This is a genomic window from Pseudomonas sp. B3(2017) (assembly GCF_002113595.1).
GTDB classification, from domain to species: Bacteria; Pseudomonadota; Gammaproteobacteria; order Pseudomonadales; family Pseudomonadaceae; genus Aquipseudomonas; species Aquipseudomonas ekonensis.
In genome coordinates, this window is sequence record NZ_NEIU01000003.1 from 355,022 (window position 1) to 372,056 (window position 17,035).

The following is a 17,035-nucleotide window of genomic DNA, read 5'->3' on the forward strand; positions in this document are numbered from 1 at the left end:
TCACTGCGGGAGCGGGCTTGCCCCGGTCAAGCCTGAGGCTTGGCCCGGTCCGAAGGCCGCCGCACGCCCGCGACGATCTTGTCCACCGCCTTGGTCGCCGCGACCATGCCGAACGTCGCCGTCACCATCATCACCGCCCCGAACCCGCCGGCGCAGTCCAGCTTCACGCCGTCGCCGACAAAGCGCTTCTGCAGGCAAATGCTGCCGTCCGGCTTCGGATAGCGCAGCTGCTCGGTGGAATACACGCACGGTACGCTGTAATGGCGGTTCGGCGTGCGGGAAAAGCCGTAGTCGCGGCGCAACGTGGAGCGCACCTTCGAGGCCAGCGGGTCGTTGTAGGTGCGGTTGAGATCCACGACCTGGATCTGGGTCGGGTCGATCTGCCCGCCCGCGCCGCCGGTGGTGATGATCTGGATCTTGCGGCGCTTGCACCAGGCGATCAGCGCGGCCTTGGCGTTGACGCTGTCGATGCAGTCGATCACGCAGTCGATGTCCGGCGTGATGTAGTCGGCCATGGTGTCGCGGGTGACGAAGTCGGCCACCGGGTGCACCGTGCAGGCCGGGTTGATGCCGCGCACGCGCTCGGCCATCACCTCGACCTTGGGCTTGCCGACGGTGCTGTCCAGCGCATGCAACTGACGGTTGGCGTTGCTCACGCAGACGTCGTCCAGGTCGAACAGCGAGATCTCGCCCACCCCGCAGCGGGCGATGGCTTCCGCCGCCCAGGAACCGACGCCGCCGATGCCGACGACCGCCACATGGGCCGCCCGCAGACGCGCCAAACCTTCAATGCCGTACAAACGGGCGATGCCTGCAAACCGCGGATCTTCTGTGCTCATGACCGTTACCCCAAAAACCGGCGCGCATTATGGACGACCGCGCGACAACTTTTAAGCTTCCAGCTACAAGTGTAAGAACTTAAGTCAAAGCGGGTTGCCCAATGTCGGGCATTTCCCCGTCCGATGTGCGACTGGTGAACTGCCGGTGTAGGATTCGCGCCCTTTGGCACGACCTCGCCGAACCTTCGTTCCACAGCCTTTGGAACCCGAAACAGCTATGTCATCGCGTAAATTTGGACTCAACCTGGTGGTGGTTCTGGCAATCGCCGCCCTGTTCACCGGTTTCTGGGCGCTGATCAACCGCCCGGTCTCCGCGCCGAACTGGCCGGAGCAGATCTCCGGCTTCTCCTACTCACCTTTCCAACAGGGACAATTCCCGCAGAAAGAGCAGTATCCGTCCGACGACGAAATGCGCCGTGACCTGGAAATCATGAGCAAGCTGACGGACAACATCCGTATCTACTCGGTCGACGGCAGTCTGCAGGACATCCCGAAACTGGCCGAAGAGTTCGGCCTGCGGGTGACGCTCGGGATCTGGATCAGCCCGGACAAGGAGCGCAACGAACGGGAAATCACCCGGGCCATTGAACTGGCCAACACCTCACGCAGCGTGGTACGCGTGGTGGTCGGCAACGAAGCGCTGTTTCGCAAGGAAATCACCGCCCAAGAGTTGAGCGTGCTGCTCGACCGCGTGCGGGCGGCAGTGAAGGTGCCGGTCACCACCTCCGAGCAGTGGCACGTCTGGGAAGAGCACCCGGAACTGGCCAAGCACGTCGACCTGATCGCCGCGCACATCCTGCCCTACTGGGAATTCATCCCGATGGACAAGGCCGGGCAGTTCGTCTTCGACCGCGCCCGCGACCTGAAGAAGATGTTCCCGAAAAAGCCGCTGCTGCTGTCCGAAGTCGGCTGGCCGAGCAACGGCCGCATGCGCGGCGGCGCCGATGCGTCGCCGGCGGATCAGGCGATCTACCTGCGTACCCTGGTCAACAAGCTCAACCGCCAGGGCTTCAACTACTTCGTGATCGAAGCCTTCGACCAGCCGTGGAAGGCCAGCGACGAAGGGTCGGTCGGCGCCTACTGGGGCGTGTTCAACGCCGCGCGCCAGCAGAAATTCAACTTCGAAGGCCCGGTCGTGGCGATCCCGCAGTGGCGGGTGCTGGCAGTGGGCTCCGGGGTGCTGGCGCTGCTGTCGCTGACCCTGCTGATGATCGACGGTTCGGCCCTGCGCCAGCGCGGCCGCACCTTCCTGACCTTCATCGCGTTCCTGTGCGGTTCGGTGCTGGTGTGGATCGGCTACGACTACAGCCAGCAGTACAGCACCTGGTTCAGCCTGACGGTGGGCTTCTTGTTGGCGCTCGGCGCGCTCGGGGTGTTCATCGTGCTGCTCACCGAGGCCCATGAGTTGGCCGAGGCCGTGTGGGTGCACAAGCGCCGGCGCGAATTCCTGCCGGTGGTGGGCGATTCGGACTACCGGCCCAAGGTGTCGATCCACGTGCCTTGCTACAACGAGCCGCCGGAGATGGTCAAACAGACCCTCGACGCCCTGGCCAACCTCGACTATCCGGACTTCGAAGTCCTGATCATCGACAACAACACCAAGGATCCGGCGGTCTGGGAACCGGTGCGCGACTACTGCGAGACCCTCGGCCCCCGCTTCCGGTTCTTCCACGTCTCGCCGCTGGCCGGCTTCAAGGGCGGCGCGCTGAACTACCTGATCCCGCACACCGCCAAGGACGCCGAAGTGATCGCGGTGATCGATTCCGACTACTGCGTGCACCCCAATTGGCTCAAGCACATGGTGCCGCACTTCGCCGACCCGAAGATCGCGGTGGTGCAGTCGCCGCAGGACTACCGCGACCAGAACGAAAGCACCTTCAAGAAGCTGTGCTACGCCGAGTACAAGGGCTTCTTCCACATCGGCATGGTCACCCGCAACGACCGCGACGCGATCATCCAGCACGGCACCATGACCATGACCCGCCGTTCGGTCCTGGAAGAGCTGGGCTGGGCCGACTGGTGCATCTGCGAAGACGCCGAGCTGGGCCTGCGGGTGTTCGAGAAAGGCCTGTCGGCGGCGTACTACCACGACAGCTACGGCAAGGGCCTGATGCCGGACACCTTCATCGACTTCAAGAAGCAGCGTTTCCGCTGGGCCTACGGCGCGATCCAGATCATCAAGCGCCACACCCGCAGCCTGCTGCGCGGCAAGGACACCGAACTGACCCGCGGCCAGCGCTACCACTTCCTCGCGGGCTGGCTGCCGTGGGTGGCGGACGGCATGAACATCTTCTTCACCGTCGGCGCGCTGCTGTGGTCGGCAGCGATGATCATCGTGCCGCAACGGGTCGACCCGCCGCTGCTGATCTTCGCGATCCCGCCGCTGGCGCTGTTCGCCTTCAAGGTCGGCAAGATCATCTTCCTGTACCGCCGCGCGGTGGGGGTGAACCTCAAGGACGCGTTCTGCGCGGCGCTGGCGGGGCTTGCGCTGTCGCACACCATCGCCAAGGCGGTGCTGTACGGGTTCTTCACCAGCAGCATCCCGTTCTTCCGCACCCCGAAGAACGCCGACAGCCACGGCTTCTGGGTGGCCATTTCCGAGGCCCGGGAAGAGCTGTTCATCATGTTGCTGCTGTGGGGCGCGGCGCTGGGGATTTTCCTGGTGCAGGGCCTGCCGAGCAGCGACATGCGCTTCTGGGTGGCCATGCTGCTGGTGCAGTCGCTGCCGTACGTGGCGGCGCTGATCATGGCGTTCCTGTCGTCGCTGCCAAGGCCCGCTCCGGCGCCTGAACCGGCACCGGCGGTCTAATTGTTCGACGATGCACTAAACGGCGGCCTATGGCCGCCGTTTTGCTTTAAGATGACCGCCATTTTGCAGGGCTTGGCGTGCAGCAAGGTCTGACCGACAGACTTCAGTCCCCTGTGGGAGCGGGCTTGCCCGCGAAGGCGTTGTAACATTCAACCGTTATGTTGGCTGACGCACCGCACTCGCGGGCTAGCCCGCTCCCACATCAACAGTCCGCGCCCACATTCATGATCCCGGAGTTTCCCATGACGGCCCACGCCGACCTTTCGCCGACCCTCCAGCTGGCCATCGACCTGATCCGCCGTCCGTCCGTGACGCCGGTCGACGCCGATTGCCAGAAACAGATGATGCAGCGCCTGGGCGCCGCCGGTTTCACCCTGGAGCCGATGCGCATCGAGGACGTGGACAACTTCTGGGCCACCCACGGCAAGGACGACGGCCCGGTGCTGTGCTTCGCCGGCCACACCGACGTGGTGCCGACCGGTCCCGTGACCGCCTGGCAGATCGATCCGTTCAACGCAGTGATCGACGAACACGGCATGCTCTGCGGCCGCGGCGCGGCGGACATGAAAGGCAGCCTGGCGTCGATGACCGTGGCCGCCGAGCGCTTCGTCGCCGACTACCCGGACCACAAGGGCAAGGTCGCGTTCCTGATCACCAGTGACGAAGAAGGCCCGGCGCACCATGGCACCAAGGCCGTGGTCGAGCGTCTGGCGGCGCGCAAGGAGCGCCTCGACTGGTGCATCGTCGGCGAACCGTCGAGCACCGCCCTGGTCGGCGATGTGGTGAAGAACGGCCGTCGCGGCTCCCTCGGCGCCAAGCTCACCGTGCGCGGCGTGCAGGGCCACGTGGCCTACCCGCACCTGGCGAAGAACCCGATCCACCTCGCCGCCCCGGCCCTGGCCGAACTGGCCGCCGAGCACTGGGACCACGGCAACGATTTCTTCCCGCCGACCAGTTTCCAGATCTCCAACGTCAACTCCGGCACCGGCGCGACCAACGTGATCCCCGGCGACCTGGTGGCGCTGTTCAACTTCCGCTTCTCCACCGAGTCCACCGTTGAAGGCCTGCAGAAGCGCGTCGCCGACATCCTCGACAAGCACAACCTGGACTGGCACATCGACTGGGCGCTGTCCGGCCTGCCGTTCCTCACCGAGCCGGGCGCGCTGCTCGACGCGGTGTCGTCGAGCATCAAGCAGATCACCGGCCGCGAAACCCAGGCGTCCACCAGCGGCGGCACCTCCGACGGCCGCTTCATCGCGACCATGGGCACCCAGGTGGTCGAGCTGGGCCCGGTCAACGCGACCATCCACCAGGTCAACGAACGCGTGCTGGCGGCCGATCTCGACGTCCTGACCGAAATCTACTACCAGACCCTGATCAAGTTGCTCGCCTGATGCTCGCCTGTCCGATCTGCAACGAACCGCTCAACGCCGTGGACAACGGCGTGGCCTGCCCCGCCGGGCACCGCTTCGACCGCGCACGCCAGGGTTACCTGAACTTGCTGCCGGTGCAGCACAAGAACAGCCGCGACCCCGGCGACAACCAGGCGATGGTCGAGGCCCGCCGCGACTTCCTCAACGCCGGGCACTATGCGCCGGTGGCCAGGCGCCTGGCGGAGCTGGCGGCCGGCTATGCGCCGCAGCGCTGGGTCGACATCGGCTGCGGCGAGGGCTACTACACCGCGCAGATCGCCGAGGCCCTGCCGGGTGCCGACGGTTATGCGCTGGACATCTCCAAGGAAGCGGTCAAGCGCGCCTGCAAGCGCAACCCCGCCGTGACCTGGTTGATCGCCAGCATGGCCCGCGTGCCGCTGGCGCCGGGCAGTTGCCAGTTCCTGGCCAGCGTGTTCAGCCCGCTGGACTGGGACGAGGCCAAGCGCCTGCTCAGCGTCGGCGGCGGCCTGATGAAGGTCGGGCCGACCCGCGGCCACCTGATGGAACTGCGCGAACGCCTGTACGACGAAGTGCGCGAATACACCGACGACAAGCACCTGGCCCTGGTGCCGCAAGGCATGGCACTGGCCCACAGCGAAACGCTGGAGTTCAAGCTGACGCTGGACAAGCCCGAAGACCGCGCCAACCTGCTGGCCATGACGCCCCACGGCTGGCGCGCCAGCGCCGAGCGCCGCGCCGCGGTGATCGGCCAGGCCGAGCCCTTCGTGACCACCGTGTCGATGCGCTACGATTATTTCGTTCTTCAATAACCCTTTGGACTCGGGCACCGCCCGGGGCCGGCTAAATCCGCGAATGGATTTTTCAGACCCGCAGTGAGGACATCCATGCGCCAACCGGACATCGAGATTTACCTGAAAGACGCCGACGTCGACCACAAGCAGATCGCCGAATGGCTCGGCGCCGCCCTGGGCCCGTGCAGCGAATGGAAGCAGAAGGGCCAGACCTTCAAATGCCTGGCCGGCAGCATCCCCGTGACCTGGCTGCCCAAGGCCGTGGGCAAATGGAACAGCCTGTACCTGGAAAGCGACCAGACCCCATGGGACGACGACATCGCCTGCGCCCGCGCCGCCTTCGCCGCGCTGAACGTCGAAGTGCGCTGCGCACCGGGCAGCTGGGTCGAGGAAGAAGGCGAGGAAACGGCGGACCGCTGGATCCGCATCAGCGCCGACGGCGAGGAAGAGATCACCTGGCGCACGAGCTGACCTGCGTTTCAGCCCCAAAAATGTGGGAGCGAGCCTGCTCGCGATTGCGCAATGTCAGTCGACATCAATGCCGGCTGAAACACCGCAATCGCGAGCAGGCTCGCTCCCACATGCGTTTTGGGGTTTCGGAGCGTGGCGTTACAGGCCTACCACATCCTCAGCCTGCAGGCCCTTCTGCCCCTGCACCACCGCATACTCCACCTGCTGGCCTTCGGTCAGCGAACGGTGCCCTTCGCCGCGGATCGCGCGGTAGTGCACGAACACGTCCACCCCGTCTTCGCGCTGGATGAAGCCGTAACCCTTGGCGTCGTTGAACCACTTCACGTTGCCGGTTTCACGTGTTGCCATCTGTTCATACTCCTTTTTTATTATTGAACGGGCTTTTCGCAGGAAAGCCTTTGAGGAACGTCAGCCTGCGCCCGACGTCCATACAAGGGCCCCGGCGACAGACCGCCGAGTATATGTCAGGTGCCGATAGTCTCAACAAGAGTTTACTTGGCCGCTTTTTTGCCGATTTTCAGCGAATCCGGCACACTGTCGCCCTTCCCGAGCAAACGCTCGGTTTTATTCAATGACGAAGAATCCGTATGACCCGTTCCCCGTTCCGCCGTCTTGTGTTCGGCACCTTGCGCCGGCTGTTGTACCTCTGGGTCCGCTCGGAGACGATCAACCAGTCGTCGTTCACCCTCGACCTCGACCGCAGCCGTCCGGTGTTCTACGTCCTGCAGACCCCTTCGCTGACCGACCTGGCCGTGCTCGACACCGAGTGCACCAAGGCCGGCCTGCCGCGCCCGGTGCTGCCGGTGTCCGTCGGGTCGCTGATCGAGCCGGCGGCGTTCTTCTACCTGACGCCGGATCCGGACTGGCTCGGCCGCCACGACAAGCGCGGCGCGCCGCCGACCCTGACCCGGCTGGTCAGCGCCCTGAGCCAGAACGCCGCCGAAGACGCGCAGGTCATTCCGGTGAGCGTGTTCTGGGGCCAGTCGCCGGACAGCGAGTCGAGCCCGTGGAAACTGCTGTTCGCCGACAGCTGGGCGGTCACCGGCCGTCTGCGCCGCCTGCTGAGCATTATGATCCTGGGACGCAAGACCCGCGTGCAGTTCTCAGCGCCGATCCACCTGCGCGAACTGATCGACCACAACAAGGGCCACGAACGCACCGTGCGCATGGCCCAGCGGATCCTGCGGGTGCATTTTCGCAACCTCAAGGCGGCGGTGATCGGCCCGGACATCTCCCACCGGCGCAACCTGGTCAAGGGCCTGATCAACCAGCCGCTGGTGCGCCAGGCGATCCTCGACGAGGCCGAGCGGGAAAACATCTCGGCGGAAAAGGCCAAGGCCCAGGCCCTGCGCTACGGCAACGAGATCGCCTCGGACTACACCTACACCGCCATCCGTTTCCTGGAAGTGGTGCTGAGCTGGTTCTGGAACAAGATCTACGACGGGATCAAGGTCAACCACATCGAAGGCGTGCAGAAGATCGCGCCGGGCCATGAAGTGATCTACGTGCCCTGCCACCGCAGCCACATCGATTACCTGCTGCTGTCCTACCTGCTGTTTCGCAACGGCCTGACCCCGCCGCACATCGCCGCCGGGATCAACCTGAACATGCCGGTGATCGGCGGCCTGCTGCGCCGCGGCGGCGCGTTCTTCATGCGCCGTACGTTCAAGGGCAACCCGCTGTACACCTCGGTGTTCAACGAATACCTGCATACTCTCTTCACCAAGGGCTTCCCGGTGGAGTACTTCGTCGAGGGCGGCCGTTCGCGCACCGGGCGCATGCTGCAACCGAAGACCGGCATGCTGGCGATCACGATGCGCAGCTTCCTGCGTTCCTCGCGCACGCCGATCGTGTTCGTGCCGGTGTACATTGGCTACGAGCGCGTGCTGGAAGGCCGGACCTACCTCGGCGAACTGCGCGGGGCGAGCAAGAAGAAAGAATCGATCTTCGACATCTTCAAGGTCATCGGCGCGCTCAAGCAGCGCTTCGGCCAGGTGGCGGTGAACTTCGGCGAGCCGATCAAGCTGGCGGAGTTCCTCGACCACGAACAGCCGGGCTGGCGCCAGCAAGACCTCGGCCCGCAGTTCAAGCCGGCATGGCTCAACGAAACCACCAACCGCCTGGGCGAGAAGGTCGCGCAGCACCTGAACGAAGCGGCGGCGGTCAACCCGGTGAACCTGGTGGCGCTGGCGCTGCTGTCCACCGGCCGCCTGGCCCTGGACGACCGCGCCATGGCGCGGGTGCTGGATCTGTACCTGGCGCTGCTGCGCAAGGTGCCGTACTCGCCGCACACCACCTTGCCGCAAGGCGACGGCCAGGCGCTGATCAAGCATGTGAAGGACATGGACCTGTTGTCCGAGCAGAACGACGCGCTGGGCAAGATCCTCTACCTGGACGAGCAGAACGCCGTCCTGATGACCTACTACCGCAACAACGTGCTGCACATCTTCGCCCTGCCGGCGCTGCTGGCGAGCTTCTTCCAGAGCAGCTCGCGCATGAGCCGCGAGCAGATCCTGCGCTACACCCGGGCGCTGTATCCGTACCTGCAGGCAGAGCTGTTCATCCGCTGGACGCTGGACGAGCTCGATGCGGTGATCGACCAGTGGCTGGAAGCGTTCGTCGAACAAGGCCTGCTGCGCTTCGAGAAGGACGTGTACCTGCGCCCGGCCCCGAGCTCACGGCATTTCGTGCTGCTGACCCTGCTGTCGCGCAGCATCGCCCAGACCCTGCAGCGCTTCTACATGACCGTCTCACTGCTGCTCAACAGCGGCCAGAACAGCCTCAGCGCCGAAGAGCTGGAAGACCTGTGCACGGTCATGGCCCAGCGCCTGTCGATCCTGCACGGGCTCAATGCCCCGGAGTTCTTCGACAAGAGCCTGTTCCGCCACTTCATCCAGACGATGCTCGACCTGGATGTGCTGCGCCGCGACGAGGCCGGCAAGTTGAGCTACCACGAACTGCTCGGCGAACTGGCCGAAGGCGCGGCCAAGCGCGTGCTGCCGGCGGAGATCCGCCTGTCGATCCGTCAGGTGGCGCTGCACCGCAGCGAAGATGCCGCCGAAGCGGCCGCCCCCGTGCAGCCGACCACTGAAAGCTGAAACGTGCGGACAACTAACCGGAAGGTGCCAGCATTTTCCGGTCGGTTGATTCGTGGACTAATGGGTTCTTTTGATCGATAAGGACATCGAAATGAACCCATTGAACGAAGTTGCACCCCTCATCAGGCTGACCTTCAGTCTTCCCGAAACCTTCAAGGCACCTGCCGACGGAGAGAACGAAACCGTCGTCGAAGTCCATGCGGACAACGGCACTGCACCGATGAAAATCAAAGCATGGAGAACCCCTTCCATCGCCGATGGCCAATGGGACTTCGCCTTTGAACACCGCCTGAGCGGCATCGGCGTCAGATACCGGATCAGTGTCCAGTTGTTCCACGACCGGCAGCCCTTGCTGGTGAAACAGGATCACCTGGTCATCGTCAATCGCGCCCCGCATCGCCAGACCGTGCACCTGAGCCCGGTCGGCTACCTGTATGTCAACGTCCAGGAGCCCGAGACTGTCGCGCCGGAAGAAGCCGTGACCATCAGCCTGCACGAACCCGACAGCCCGGACGTCGAACTGCTCCGTATCACCCAGGATGAACAGAGCGCACGCTCGTTCTACCTTCGCTACGATCCGCGGCAACTGATCCCCGGCAGGCAGTATGCGTTGATCGGCATCGAAAACCGCTATCACCAACGCATCGCGGTCTATCCCGGGCGGGCGGAACTGGTGCCGGCGGCGCGTGCGGCACGTTCAGCCGAATGGCCGTCGATCATCCGCCGGCTCGCGGCGCCATTACGTTTGTTCACTGACGCAGCCGCCAAATTCCGCTAGATTTTCCGGGGCGTCGGGATTCTTCCGGCGCCCCTGTCCCAGAGGTTTCCATGAAAAGACTGTCCCTGCTCGCCGCCGCCACGCTGCTGAGCGCCTGCCAATCCACCACGCCGGCCGGCAAGGCCAGCCTCGACGGCGAAGTGTTCTACCTGCAACGCATCGCCCTGCCGCCGAGCGCCACCCTCAGCGTGAGCCTGCAGGACGTATCCCTGGCCGACGCCCCGGCCGTGGTGCTCGACGAACAGACCGGCCCGGTCAAAGGCCAGGTGCCGCTGCCGTTCCGTTTGAGCTACGATCCGGCCCAGGTCAAACCCGGCCACCGCTATTCGGTCAGCGCGCGCATCGAGGTCAATGGTGAACTGATGTTCATCACCACCGAACACCACGCCGTGCAGCTCGACGGCAACGATCCGCAGCCGTTCAAAGTCCGCGTCGACGCCGTCCGCTAATTCACTTTCAGGAACAAGGAAGCCGCCATGCTCCGCCCTACCCTTCGCTTCGCCGGCCTGTGCGCAGGCCTGATGATCTCCGCCGGCGCGTCCGCGCTGTCCTTGAGCGACCTGTCGCAGTCCGACGCCACCGGCGGCCTCAAGGACGCCCTGACCCAGGGTGCGCAACTGGCCGTCAAACAGCTGGGCACGCCGGGCGGCTTCAGCGACAACCCGGACGTGAGGATCGAACTGCCGGGCAAGCTCGGCAAGGTCGCCAGCAAAATGAAGGCGTTCGGCATGGGCGACCAGGTCGACCAACTGGAGACCAGCATGAACAAGGCCGCCGAGACCGCGGTGGTGCAGGCCCAGCCGATCCTCGTCGACGCCGTGAAGAAAATGACCGTCGAAGACGCCAAGGGCATCCTCAGCGGCGGCAACGACTCCGCCACCCAGTACCTGAACAAGACCAGCCGCGAACAGATCCGCGCCAAGTTCCTGCCGATCGTCAAGCAGGCCACCGACAAGGTCGGCGTGGCGCAGAAGTACAACGCGTTCGCAGGCCAGGCCGCGACCTTCGGCGTGGTGGACGCCAAGAGCGCCAACATCGAAAGCTACGTGACCGAGCAGGCGCTCGATGGCTTGTTCGAAATGATCGGCAAGCAGGAAGAAACCATCCGCAAGAATCCGGCCGCCGCGGCGACCGGCCTGGCGAAGAAGGTGTTCGGCACCCTCTAGGCCGACAGGACGAGGGAGCGAGAGGCATCGCTCCCTTTCTTCGTTTCAAGGGGTGGCGCCGCACGCAGGAAGAACACCCACTCGCGCCCCATTTTCCGCTTCTCGAAGACCTGCAATCCCACCAGCCCGTTCAGGGCTGACACCGCCGCCCGATAGGAGCACCCCAGATGCTCCTGCACATTGCCCGCCGTGAATTCCTTGGCCACCTCGCTCTTGGCCGCCCGATACAGCGCCCGCTGCCTGTCCGAAAGCCGCTCGAAGAACCCTGACGCCAACAACCCGCGCTCGAAGTCTTCGGTGTGCGCCAGGCTCTTGCGATAGGCATCGGCAAAGGCATTCACCGCCCGCAGGATCACCGAGCACTGGAACTCGATGAAGTAAGTCAAATCCAGCTCGTCCGCTTCCGTATGCAGGTACGAGCGCCCGTACTGCACCGGCGCATTGCGCAGCAGGAGACTGATCGCGACGTAGCGAAACGCCGAGAAGTCGTTCTTGAACATGAACCAATAGAACAACGCCCGGGCGACCCGCCCGTTCCCGTCGCGGAACGGGTGCTCGTAACCCAGGGCAAAATGCAGCGTGATCGCCTTGATCAAAGGGTGCAGATCATCATGCCTTTGATTGACCCACCGAGAGAGGGCCTCAAGGCGCGCCACCAACCCGGCGGCGGGCGGCGGCCGATGCACCGTGTTGCCTTCGCCGTCCTGGACCACCACGTCGTCATCGCGCCTGAAACGACCCGGCTGATACTGCGCATCATCGATACCCTCCACACCGACCCGATGGAGCGCAGCGATCAGCCCGACACTCAAAGGCTCATGACGCTTTTCCCAGGCGAACCCCATCATCCTGTAATTGCCCATGACCATGCGCTCGTCGGGGGTGCGCGGCTGGCGCCGGTGCCTGAGCATGTCCTTGGCGACCCGCGTCGTGGTCGCCGCGCCCTCCAGTTGGCTGCTGGCGATGGCCTCGTCCTCGGTCAGGTCGTTGAGCAGACAGCTGAAATGCGCACGCTCGCCGATCCGGCTCGCCCTGTATTCGAGGGAGGCCGAAGTGGTCTGCCGATCCACCACGCAGAGGGTCTTCTGCGCCAGCGGCGTCAGCAGGTACTTGCCCCACTGCGCCGGCTCGCCCAACGGCAGAAGGTTGATGTGCTGGGCGGCCCTGGCCTTCTTGACCAATGCCCAGCAGAGCCTGGCATCGAGCCCCGCCGCCCAGCGACGGCGCAAGGCGTCGAAAGGAAGGTAACGGTTCCGGTCGTCGAGGGGCTTGAGCAGTGCGAGATAGTCCATCAACCGATGCTTGTGGGGCGGGCGCACCAACAGCTCGAAGACCGGATCGGTCCTGCCCTTCAAGGGAGGCGGATTTTTCATGGAGGCTGACTCGAACGCTCGTCAAAACGGAGCGTCGAGTACAGCATCCAGGCTCCGACGGCTCAATATCAGACCGGTCTGATATTGGCGTAGGAGATCAGACAGGCTCCTTCCTGACCCGGAACCACGCCGCATACAGCGCCGGCAGGAACAGCAGCGTCAGCGCCGTCGCCACGATCAGCCCGCCCATGATCGCCACCGCCATCGGGCCGAAGAACACGCTGCGCGACAGCGGGATCATCGCCAGCACCGCCGCCAGGGCGGTCAGCACAATGGGCCGGAACCGGCGCACGGTGGCCTCGATGATCGCCTGCCACGGCTTGAGCCCCGCGGCGATGTCCTGTTCGATCTGGTCCACCAGGATCACCGAGTTGCGCATGATCATCCCCGACAGCGCGATGGTGCCCAGCATCGCCACGAAGCCGAACGGCTGGCGGAACACCAGCAGGAACAGGGTCACGCCGATCAGGCCCAGCGGCGCCGTCAGGAACACCATCGCCGTGCGCGAGAAGCTGCGCAGCTGCACCATCAGCAAGGTCAGCACCACGACGATGAACATCGGCACGCCGGCGTTGACCGACTTCTGCCCGCGCTCGGAGTCTTCCACGGTGCCGCCGACGTCCAGCAGGTAGCCGTCCGGCAGTTCGGCGCGGATCGGGTCGAGGGTCGGCATGATCTGCTGCACCAGGGTGGCCGGTTGCTCCTTGCCGTAGATGTCGGCGCGCACGGTCACGTTCGGCAGGCGGTTGCGGTGCCAGATGATGCCTTCCTCGAACCCGTACTCCAGCGTGGCGATCTGCGACAGCGCCACGCTGCGACCGTTGTCGGTGGGCACCGCCAGGCTCGGCAGCAGCGACAGCTCGGTGCGTTCGTGCACGGTGCCGCGCAGCAGGATCTCGATCAGTTCGTTGTCCTCGCGGTACTGGCTGACGCTGGAGCCGGTCAGCGAGCTCTGCAGGAACTTCGCCAGGTTGGCGGTGCTCACGCCCAGGGCCCGGGCGCGATCCTGATCGATGTTCAGGTACACGACCTTGCTCGGCTCTTCCCAGTCCAGGTGGACGTTGACCACGTGCGGGTTCTCGCGCACCTTGGCCGCGACCTTGCGGGCCAGCGCACGGACTTCCTCGATGTGCTCGCCGGTGACGCGGAACTGCACCGGGTAGCCGACCGGCGGTCCGTTCTCCAACCGCGTGACCCGCGAACGCAGGGTCGGGAACTGTTCGTTGAGCGTGTCGATCAGCCAGGTGCGCAGGGCTTCGCGCTCCTCGATGGTCTTGGCCAGCACCACGAACTGGGCAAAGCTGGCGGCCGGCAATTGCTGATCCAACGGCAAGTAGAAGCGCGGCGAGCCGGTGCCGACGTAGGCCACGTAGTTGTCGATGCCGGCGCGATCCTTGAGCAGCGCCTCCAGGCGTTTGACCTCGGCGGCGGTGTTGGCCAGGGAGGCGCCTTCGGCCAGCTTCAGGTCGACCATCAGCTCCAGCCGCCCGGAAGCCGGGAAGAACTGCTGGGGCACGAAGCGGAACAGCATCACCGAGGCGACGAACAGGCCGATGGTCAGCACGATCACGGTCTTGCGCCGGCGCACGCACCATTCCACCAGTCGACGCACCCGCTGGTAGAACGGCGTGCCGTAAGGGTCCGGCTGATCCGGGCCGTGCTTGGCCGCGTGGAGCTTCGCCAGGTCCGGCAGCAGCTTTTCCCCCAGGTAGGGCACGAACACCACCGCCGCCACCCACGAGGCCAGCAGCGCGATGGTCACCACCTGAAAGATCGAACGGGTGTACTCGCCGGTGCCGGACTGCGCCGTGGCGATCGGCAGGAACCCGGCCGCCGTGATCAGCGTGCCGGTGAGCATCGGGAACGCGGTGCTGGTCCAGGCGAAACTGGCGGCCTTGATCCGGTCGAAGCCCTGCTCCATTTTGATCGCCATCATCTCCACGGCGATGATCGCGTCGTCCACCAGCAGCCCGAGGGCCAGCACCAGCGCACCGAGGGAAATCTTGTGCAGGCCGATCCCCAGGTAGTACATGCAGGCGAATGTCATTGCCAGCACCAGCGGGATGGTCAGCGCCACCACCATGCCGGTGCGCACGCCGAGGGAGAAGAAGCTCACCAGCAGCACGATGGCCAGCGCCTCGACCAGCACCTGGACGAACTCGCCGACGCCGGTCTTCACCGCCGCCGGCTGGTCGGAGACCTTGCGCAGCTGCATGCCGGCCGGGAGGTTCTTCTGGATGCGGGCGAACTCCAGCTCCAACGCCTTGCCCAGCACCAGGATGTCGCCGCCGTCTTTCATCGCCACGGCCAGGCCGATGGCGTCCTCGCCCATGAAGCGCATGCGCGGCGCGGGCGGGTCGTTGAAGCCACGGCGCACGTCGGCGACATCGGCGATGCGGAAGGTGCGGTCGCCGACGCGGATCGGGAAGTTGCGGATTTCGTCGACCGTCTGGAAATTCCCCGAGACCCGCAGTTGCAGGCGCTCGCTGCCGGTCTCGAAGAACCCGGCGGTGGACACCGCGTTCTGCTCCTCCAGCGCCTGCTGCACAGCCGCCAGCGGCAGGCCGAGGGTGGCCAGCTTGACGTTGGACAGCTCCACCCAGATTTTCTCGTCCTGCAGGCCGAGCAGGTCCACCTTGCCCACGTCCTTGACCCGTTGCAGCTGGATCTGCACGCGGTCGGCGTAGTCCTTGAGCACCGCGTAGTCGAAGCCGTCGCCGGTCAGGGCGTAGATGTTGCCGAACGTGGTGCCGAACTCATCGTTGAAGAACGGGCCCTGAATGCCCGGCGGCAAGGTCTGGCGGATGTCGCTGACCTTCTTGCGCACCTGATACCAGAGATCCGGGATCTCGGCCGAATGCATGGAGTCCCGGGCAATGAACGTCACCTGGGATTCGCCGGGGCGGGAGAACGACACGATGCGTTCGTATTCGCCGGTCTCCATCAGTTTCTTTTCGATGCGCTCGGTGACCTGCCGCGAGACTTCCTGGGCAGTGGCGCCCGGCCAGCGGGTCTGGATCACCATGGCCTTGAAGGTGAACGGCGGGTCTTCGCTCTGGCCGAGCTTGGTGTAGGACAACGCGCCGACAATCGCCAGCAAAAGCATCAGGAACAATACGATCTGGCGATTGCGCAGCGCCCAGGCGGAAAGATTGAAACCCATCGGGGATTACTCCTTGCCCGCCAGATTGACCACCCGGTTGGAACGGTCCACGGGGCGCACCTGCTGCCCCTCCAGAAGCACATGCACGCCGGCGGCGACCACCCAGTCGCTGGCGTTCAGGCCTTCGAGCACCGGCACGCTCTTCTCGCCGAAGGCGCCGATGCGCACCGGGGTCTTCTTCAGGGTGTTGTTGGCGCTGACGACCCAGACGTAGGTCGTGCCGTTCTCGGCGGTCAGCGCAGACAACGGCACCGACAGCGGCACGGATTCTGCGGTCTGCACGTACACCCGGGCGCTCTGGCCGAGTTCGGCGGGCACCTTGCCGGAGGCGAAGGCGATGCGCGCGGCAAAGGTGCGGGATTTCGGGTCGGCGGCCGGCGACAGCTCGCGGATGCGCCCGGCGAAACGCTGATCCGGCTGCGTCCAGAGTTCCACCGAAACCGGCTGGCCGACCTTGAAGCGGCCGAAGCTCTGCTCCGGCAGGCTGATCGACACTTCGCGCTCGCCGTCGGTGGCGAGGGTGAACACGGTCTGCCCGGCGGCGACCACCTGGCCGACCTCCAGCGAACGCCGGGACACCACGCCGTCCTGCGGCGCGCGCAGCACCGCGTAGCTGGCCTGGTTGGTCGAGACGTTGAATTCGGCCTTGATCTGCTTGAGGCGGGCTTCGCCGGAGCGGTAGAGGTTTTCCGCGTTGTCGTACTGGGAACGGCTGACCATCTGCCGATCCATCAGGGTCTTGTAGCGGTCGCGCTCGGCCCGCACCAGGTTCAGGTTGGCTTCGGCGGCGGCGACCTGGGCGCGGGTGGCCTCCAATTGCAGGCGTACGTCCTGCGGATCGAGCTCGGCCAGGGGTTGGTCAGCCTTCACGCGCTGGCCCTCTTCGACCAGTCGTCGGCTGACCTTGCCGCCGATGCGGAACGCCAGATCCGGCTCGTAGCGGGCCCTCACCTCACCGGGATAACTCTCCATCGCCTGCGCCGAAGGCTCTGGCTGAACCACCATGGCCGGCCGGACGGCGACGGGCGTCGCCTCCTCGTGACCGCATGCCGACAATAAAAAAGCCAGACTGACTGGCATTGCAATGGACAGCGCATAGCGGAACATGGTGACGGACCTTTCGCTAAGGGGGCCTGGAATAATTATACTGGCG

13 protein-coding genes are annotated in these 17,035 nt (G+C 65.0%); 8 read left to right on the forward strand and 5 right to left on the reverse strand.

Annotated elements, in window-relative coordinates; genetic code table 11:
• Positions 1–26 precede the first annotated feature (26 nt).
• Complete coding sequence (gene tcdA / locus CAG33_RS06540) at positions 27–839, reverse strand: tRNA cyclic N6-threonylcarbamoyladenosine(37) synthase TcdA (RefSeq protein ID WP_085581356.1); 813 nt, start codon at positions 837–839, stop codon at positions 27–29.
• A 217-nt stretch (positions 840–1,056) separates the two neighbouring features.
• Here tcdA and CAG33_RS06545 point away from each other — a divergent pair, with 217 nt between their 5' ends.
• The 4 genes from CAG33_RS06545 to CAG33_RS06560 all read left to right on the forward strand — a co-directional run bounded on the left by CAG33_RS06545 (position 1,057) and on the right by CAG33_RS06560 (position 6,304).
• Complete coding sequence (locus CAG33_RS06545) at positions 1,057–3,648, forward strand: glycosyltransferase (RefSeq protein ID WP_085581354.1); 2,592 nt, start codon at positions 1,057–1,059, stop codon at positions 3,646–3,648.
• Positions 3,649–3,890: 242 nt separating this feature from the next.
• Entirely contained in the window at positions 3,891–5,042 is a 1,152-nt protein-coding gene (dapE, locus tag CAG33_RS06550; RefSeq protein WP_085581352.1) for a succinyl-diaminopimelate desuccinylase, read from the forward strand.
• On the forward strand, positions 5,042–5,851 hold the full coding sequence (locus CAG33_RS06555) for a putative RNA methyltransferase (RefSeq protein WP_085581350.1): 810 nt from the start codon (positions 5,042–5,044) through the stop codon (positions 5,849–5,851). Before dapE ends, CAG33_RS06555 begins: the two co-directional genes overlap by 1 nt.
• Positions 5,852–5,926: 75 nt before the next feature.
• Complete coding sequence (locus CAG33_RS06560) at positions 5,927–6,304, forward strand: hypothetical protein (protein WP_085581348.1); 378 nt, start codon at positions 5,927–5,929, stop codon at positions 6,302–6,304.
• A gap of 138 nt (positions 6,305–6,442) precedes the next feature.
• On the opposite strand, the gene CAG33_RS06565 is transcribed toward CAG33_RS06560, so the two are convergent.
• Positions 6,443–6,652, reverse strand: coding sequence for a cold shock domain-containing protein (locus CAG33_RS06565; RefSeq protein ID WP_008019570.1), 210 nt, complete (start codon positions 6,650–6,652; stop codon positions 6,443–6,445).
• Positions 6,653–6,891: 239 nt separating this feature from the next.
• Here CAG33_RS06565 and plsB point away from each other — a divergent pair, with 239 nt between their 5' ends.
• The 4 genes from plsB (at position 6,892) to CAG33_RS06585 (ending at position 11,346) form a co-directional block, all read left to right on the forward strand.
• Positions 6,892–9,402, forward strand: a complete 2,511-nt coding sequence (plsB, locus tag CAG33_RS06570) for a glycerol-3-phosphate 1-O-acyltransferase PlsB (RefSeq protein ID WP_085581346.1) — start codon at positions 6,892–6,894, stop codon at positions 9,400–9,402.
• A gap of 91 nt (positions 9,403–9,493) precedes the next feature.
• Positions 9,494–10,180 (forward strand): hypothetical protein, encoded by a 687-nt coding sequence (locus CAG33_RS06575; RefSeq protein ID WP_085637405.1) that lies wholly within the window; start codon positions 9,494–9,496, stop codon positions 10,178–10,180.
• A 50-nt stretch (positions 10,181–10,230) separates the two neighbouring features.
• On the forward strand, positions 10,231–10,629 hold the full coding sequence (locus CAG33_RS06580; protein WP_085581342.1) for a YbaY family lipoprotein: 399 nt from the start codon (positions 10,231–10,233) through the stop codon (positions 10,627–10,629).
• Positions 10,630–10,656: 27 nt separating this feature from the next.
• Positions 10,657–11,346: a DUF4197 domain-containing protein gene (locus tag CAG33_RS06585; protein WP_085632050.1), complete on the forward strand. Its 690-nt coding sequence runs from the start codon at positions 10,657–10,659 to the stop codon at positions 11,344–11,346.
• On the opposite strand, the gene CAG33_RS06590 is transcribed toward CAG33_RS06585, so the two are convergent.
• From CAG33_RS06590 to CAG33_RS06600, 3 genes are all read right to left on the reverse strand, one after another.
• Positions 11,343–12,719: a Fic family protein gene (locus CAG33_RS06590; RefSeq protein ID WP_085637408.1), complete on the reverse strand. Its 1,377-nt coding sequence runs from the start codon at positions 12,717–12,719 to the stop codon at positions 11,343–11,345. The genes CAG33_RS06585 and CAG33_RS06590 overlap by 4 nt on opposite strands.
• Positions 12,720–12,816: 97 nt before the next feature.
• Positions 12,817–15,882 carry an efflux RND transporter permease subunit gene (locus CAG33_RS06595; RefSeq protein WP_085581338.1) on the reverse strand — a complete coding sequence of 1,022 codons (3,066 nt, stop codon included), beginning with the start codon at positions 15,880–15,882 and terminating at the stop codon, positions 12,817–12,819.
• Between the two features lie 6 nt (positions 15,883–15,888).
• The gene (locus tag CAG33_RS06600) at positions 15,889–16,989 is read right to left on the reverse strand and encodes an efflux RND transporter periplasmic adaptor subunit (RefSeq protein WP_085632046.1); all 1,101 of its coding nucleotides are present in this window, start codon (positions 16,987–16,989) and stop codon (positions 15,889–15,891) included.
• Positions 16,990–17,035: the final 46 nt, after the last annotated feature.

Coding starts and splice junctions, on each gene's coding strand:
- CAG33_RS06595 (WP_085581338.1), bottom strand. CDS start 15,882: ATGGGTTTCAATCTTTCCGCCTGGGCGCTGCGCAATCGCCAGATCGTA.
- CAG33_RS06560 (WP_085581348.1), top strand. CDS start 5,927: ATGCGCCAACCGGACATCGAGATTTACCTGAAAGACGCCGACGTCGAC.
- CAG33_RS06575 (WP_085637405.1), top strand. CDS start 9,494: ATGAACCCATTGAACGAAGTTGCACCCCTCATCAGGCTGACCTTCAGT.
- tcdA (WP_085581356.1), bottom strand. CDS start 839: ATGAGCACAGAAGATCCGCGGTTTGCAGGCATCGCCCGTTTGTACGGC.
- CAG33_RS06600 (WP_085632046.1), bottom strand. CDS start 16,989: ATGTTCCGCTATGCGCTGTCCATTGCAATGCCAGTCAGTCTGGCTTTT.
- CAG33_RS06545 (WP_085581354.1), top strand. CDS start 1,057: ATGTCATCGCGTAAATTTGGACTCAACCTGGTGGTGGTTCTGGCAATC.
- CAG33_RS06555 (WP_085581350.1), top strand. CDS start 5,042: ATGCTCGCCTGTCCGATCTGCAACGAACCGCTCAACGCCGTGGACAAC.
- dapE (WP_085581352.1), top strand. CDS start 3,891: ATGACGGCCCACGCCGACCTTTCGCCGACCCTCCAGCTGGCCATCGAC.
- plsB (WP_085581346.1), top strand. CDS start 6,892: ATGACCCGTTCCCCGTTCCGCCGTCTTGTGTTCGGCACCTTGCGCCGG.
- CAG33_RS06590 (WP_085637408.1), bottom strand. CDS start 12,719: ATGAAAAATCCGCCTCCCTTGAAGGGCAGGACCGATCCGGTCTTCGAG.
- CAG33_RS06585 (WP_085632050.1), top strand. CDS start 10,657: ATGCTCCGCCCTACCCTTCGCTTCGCCGGCCTGTGCGCAGGCCTGATG.
- CAG33_RS06580 (WP_085581342.1), top strand. CDS start 10,231: ATGAAAAGACTGTCCCTGCTCGCCGCCGCCACGCTGCTGAGCGCCTGC.
- CAG33_RS06565 (WP_008019570.1), bottom strand. CDS start 6,652: ATGGCAACACGTGAAACCGGCAACGTGAAGTGGTTCAACGACGCCAAG.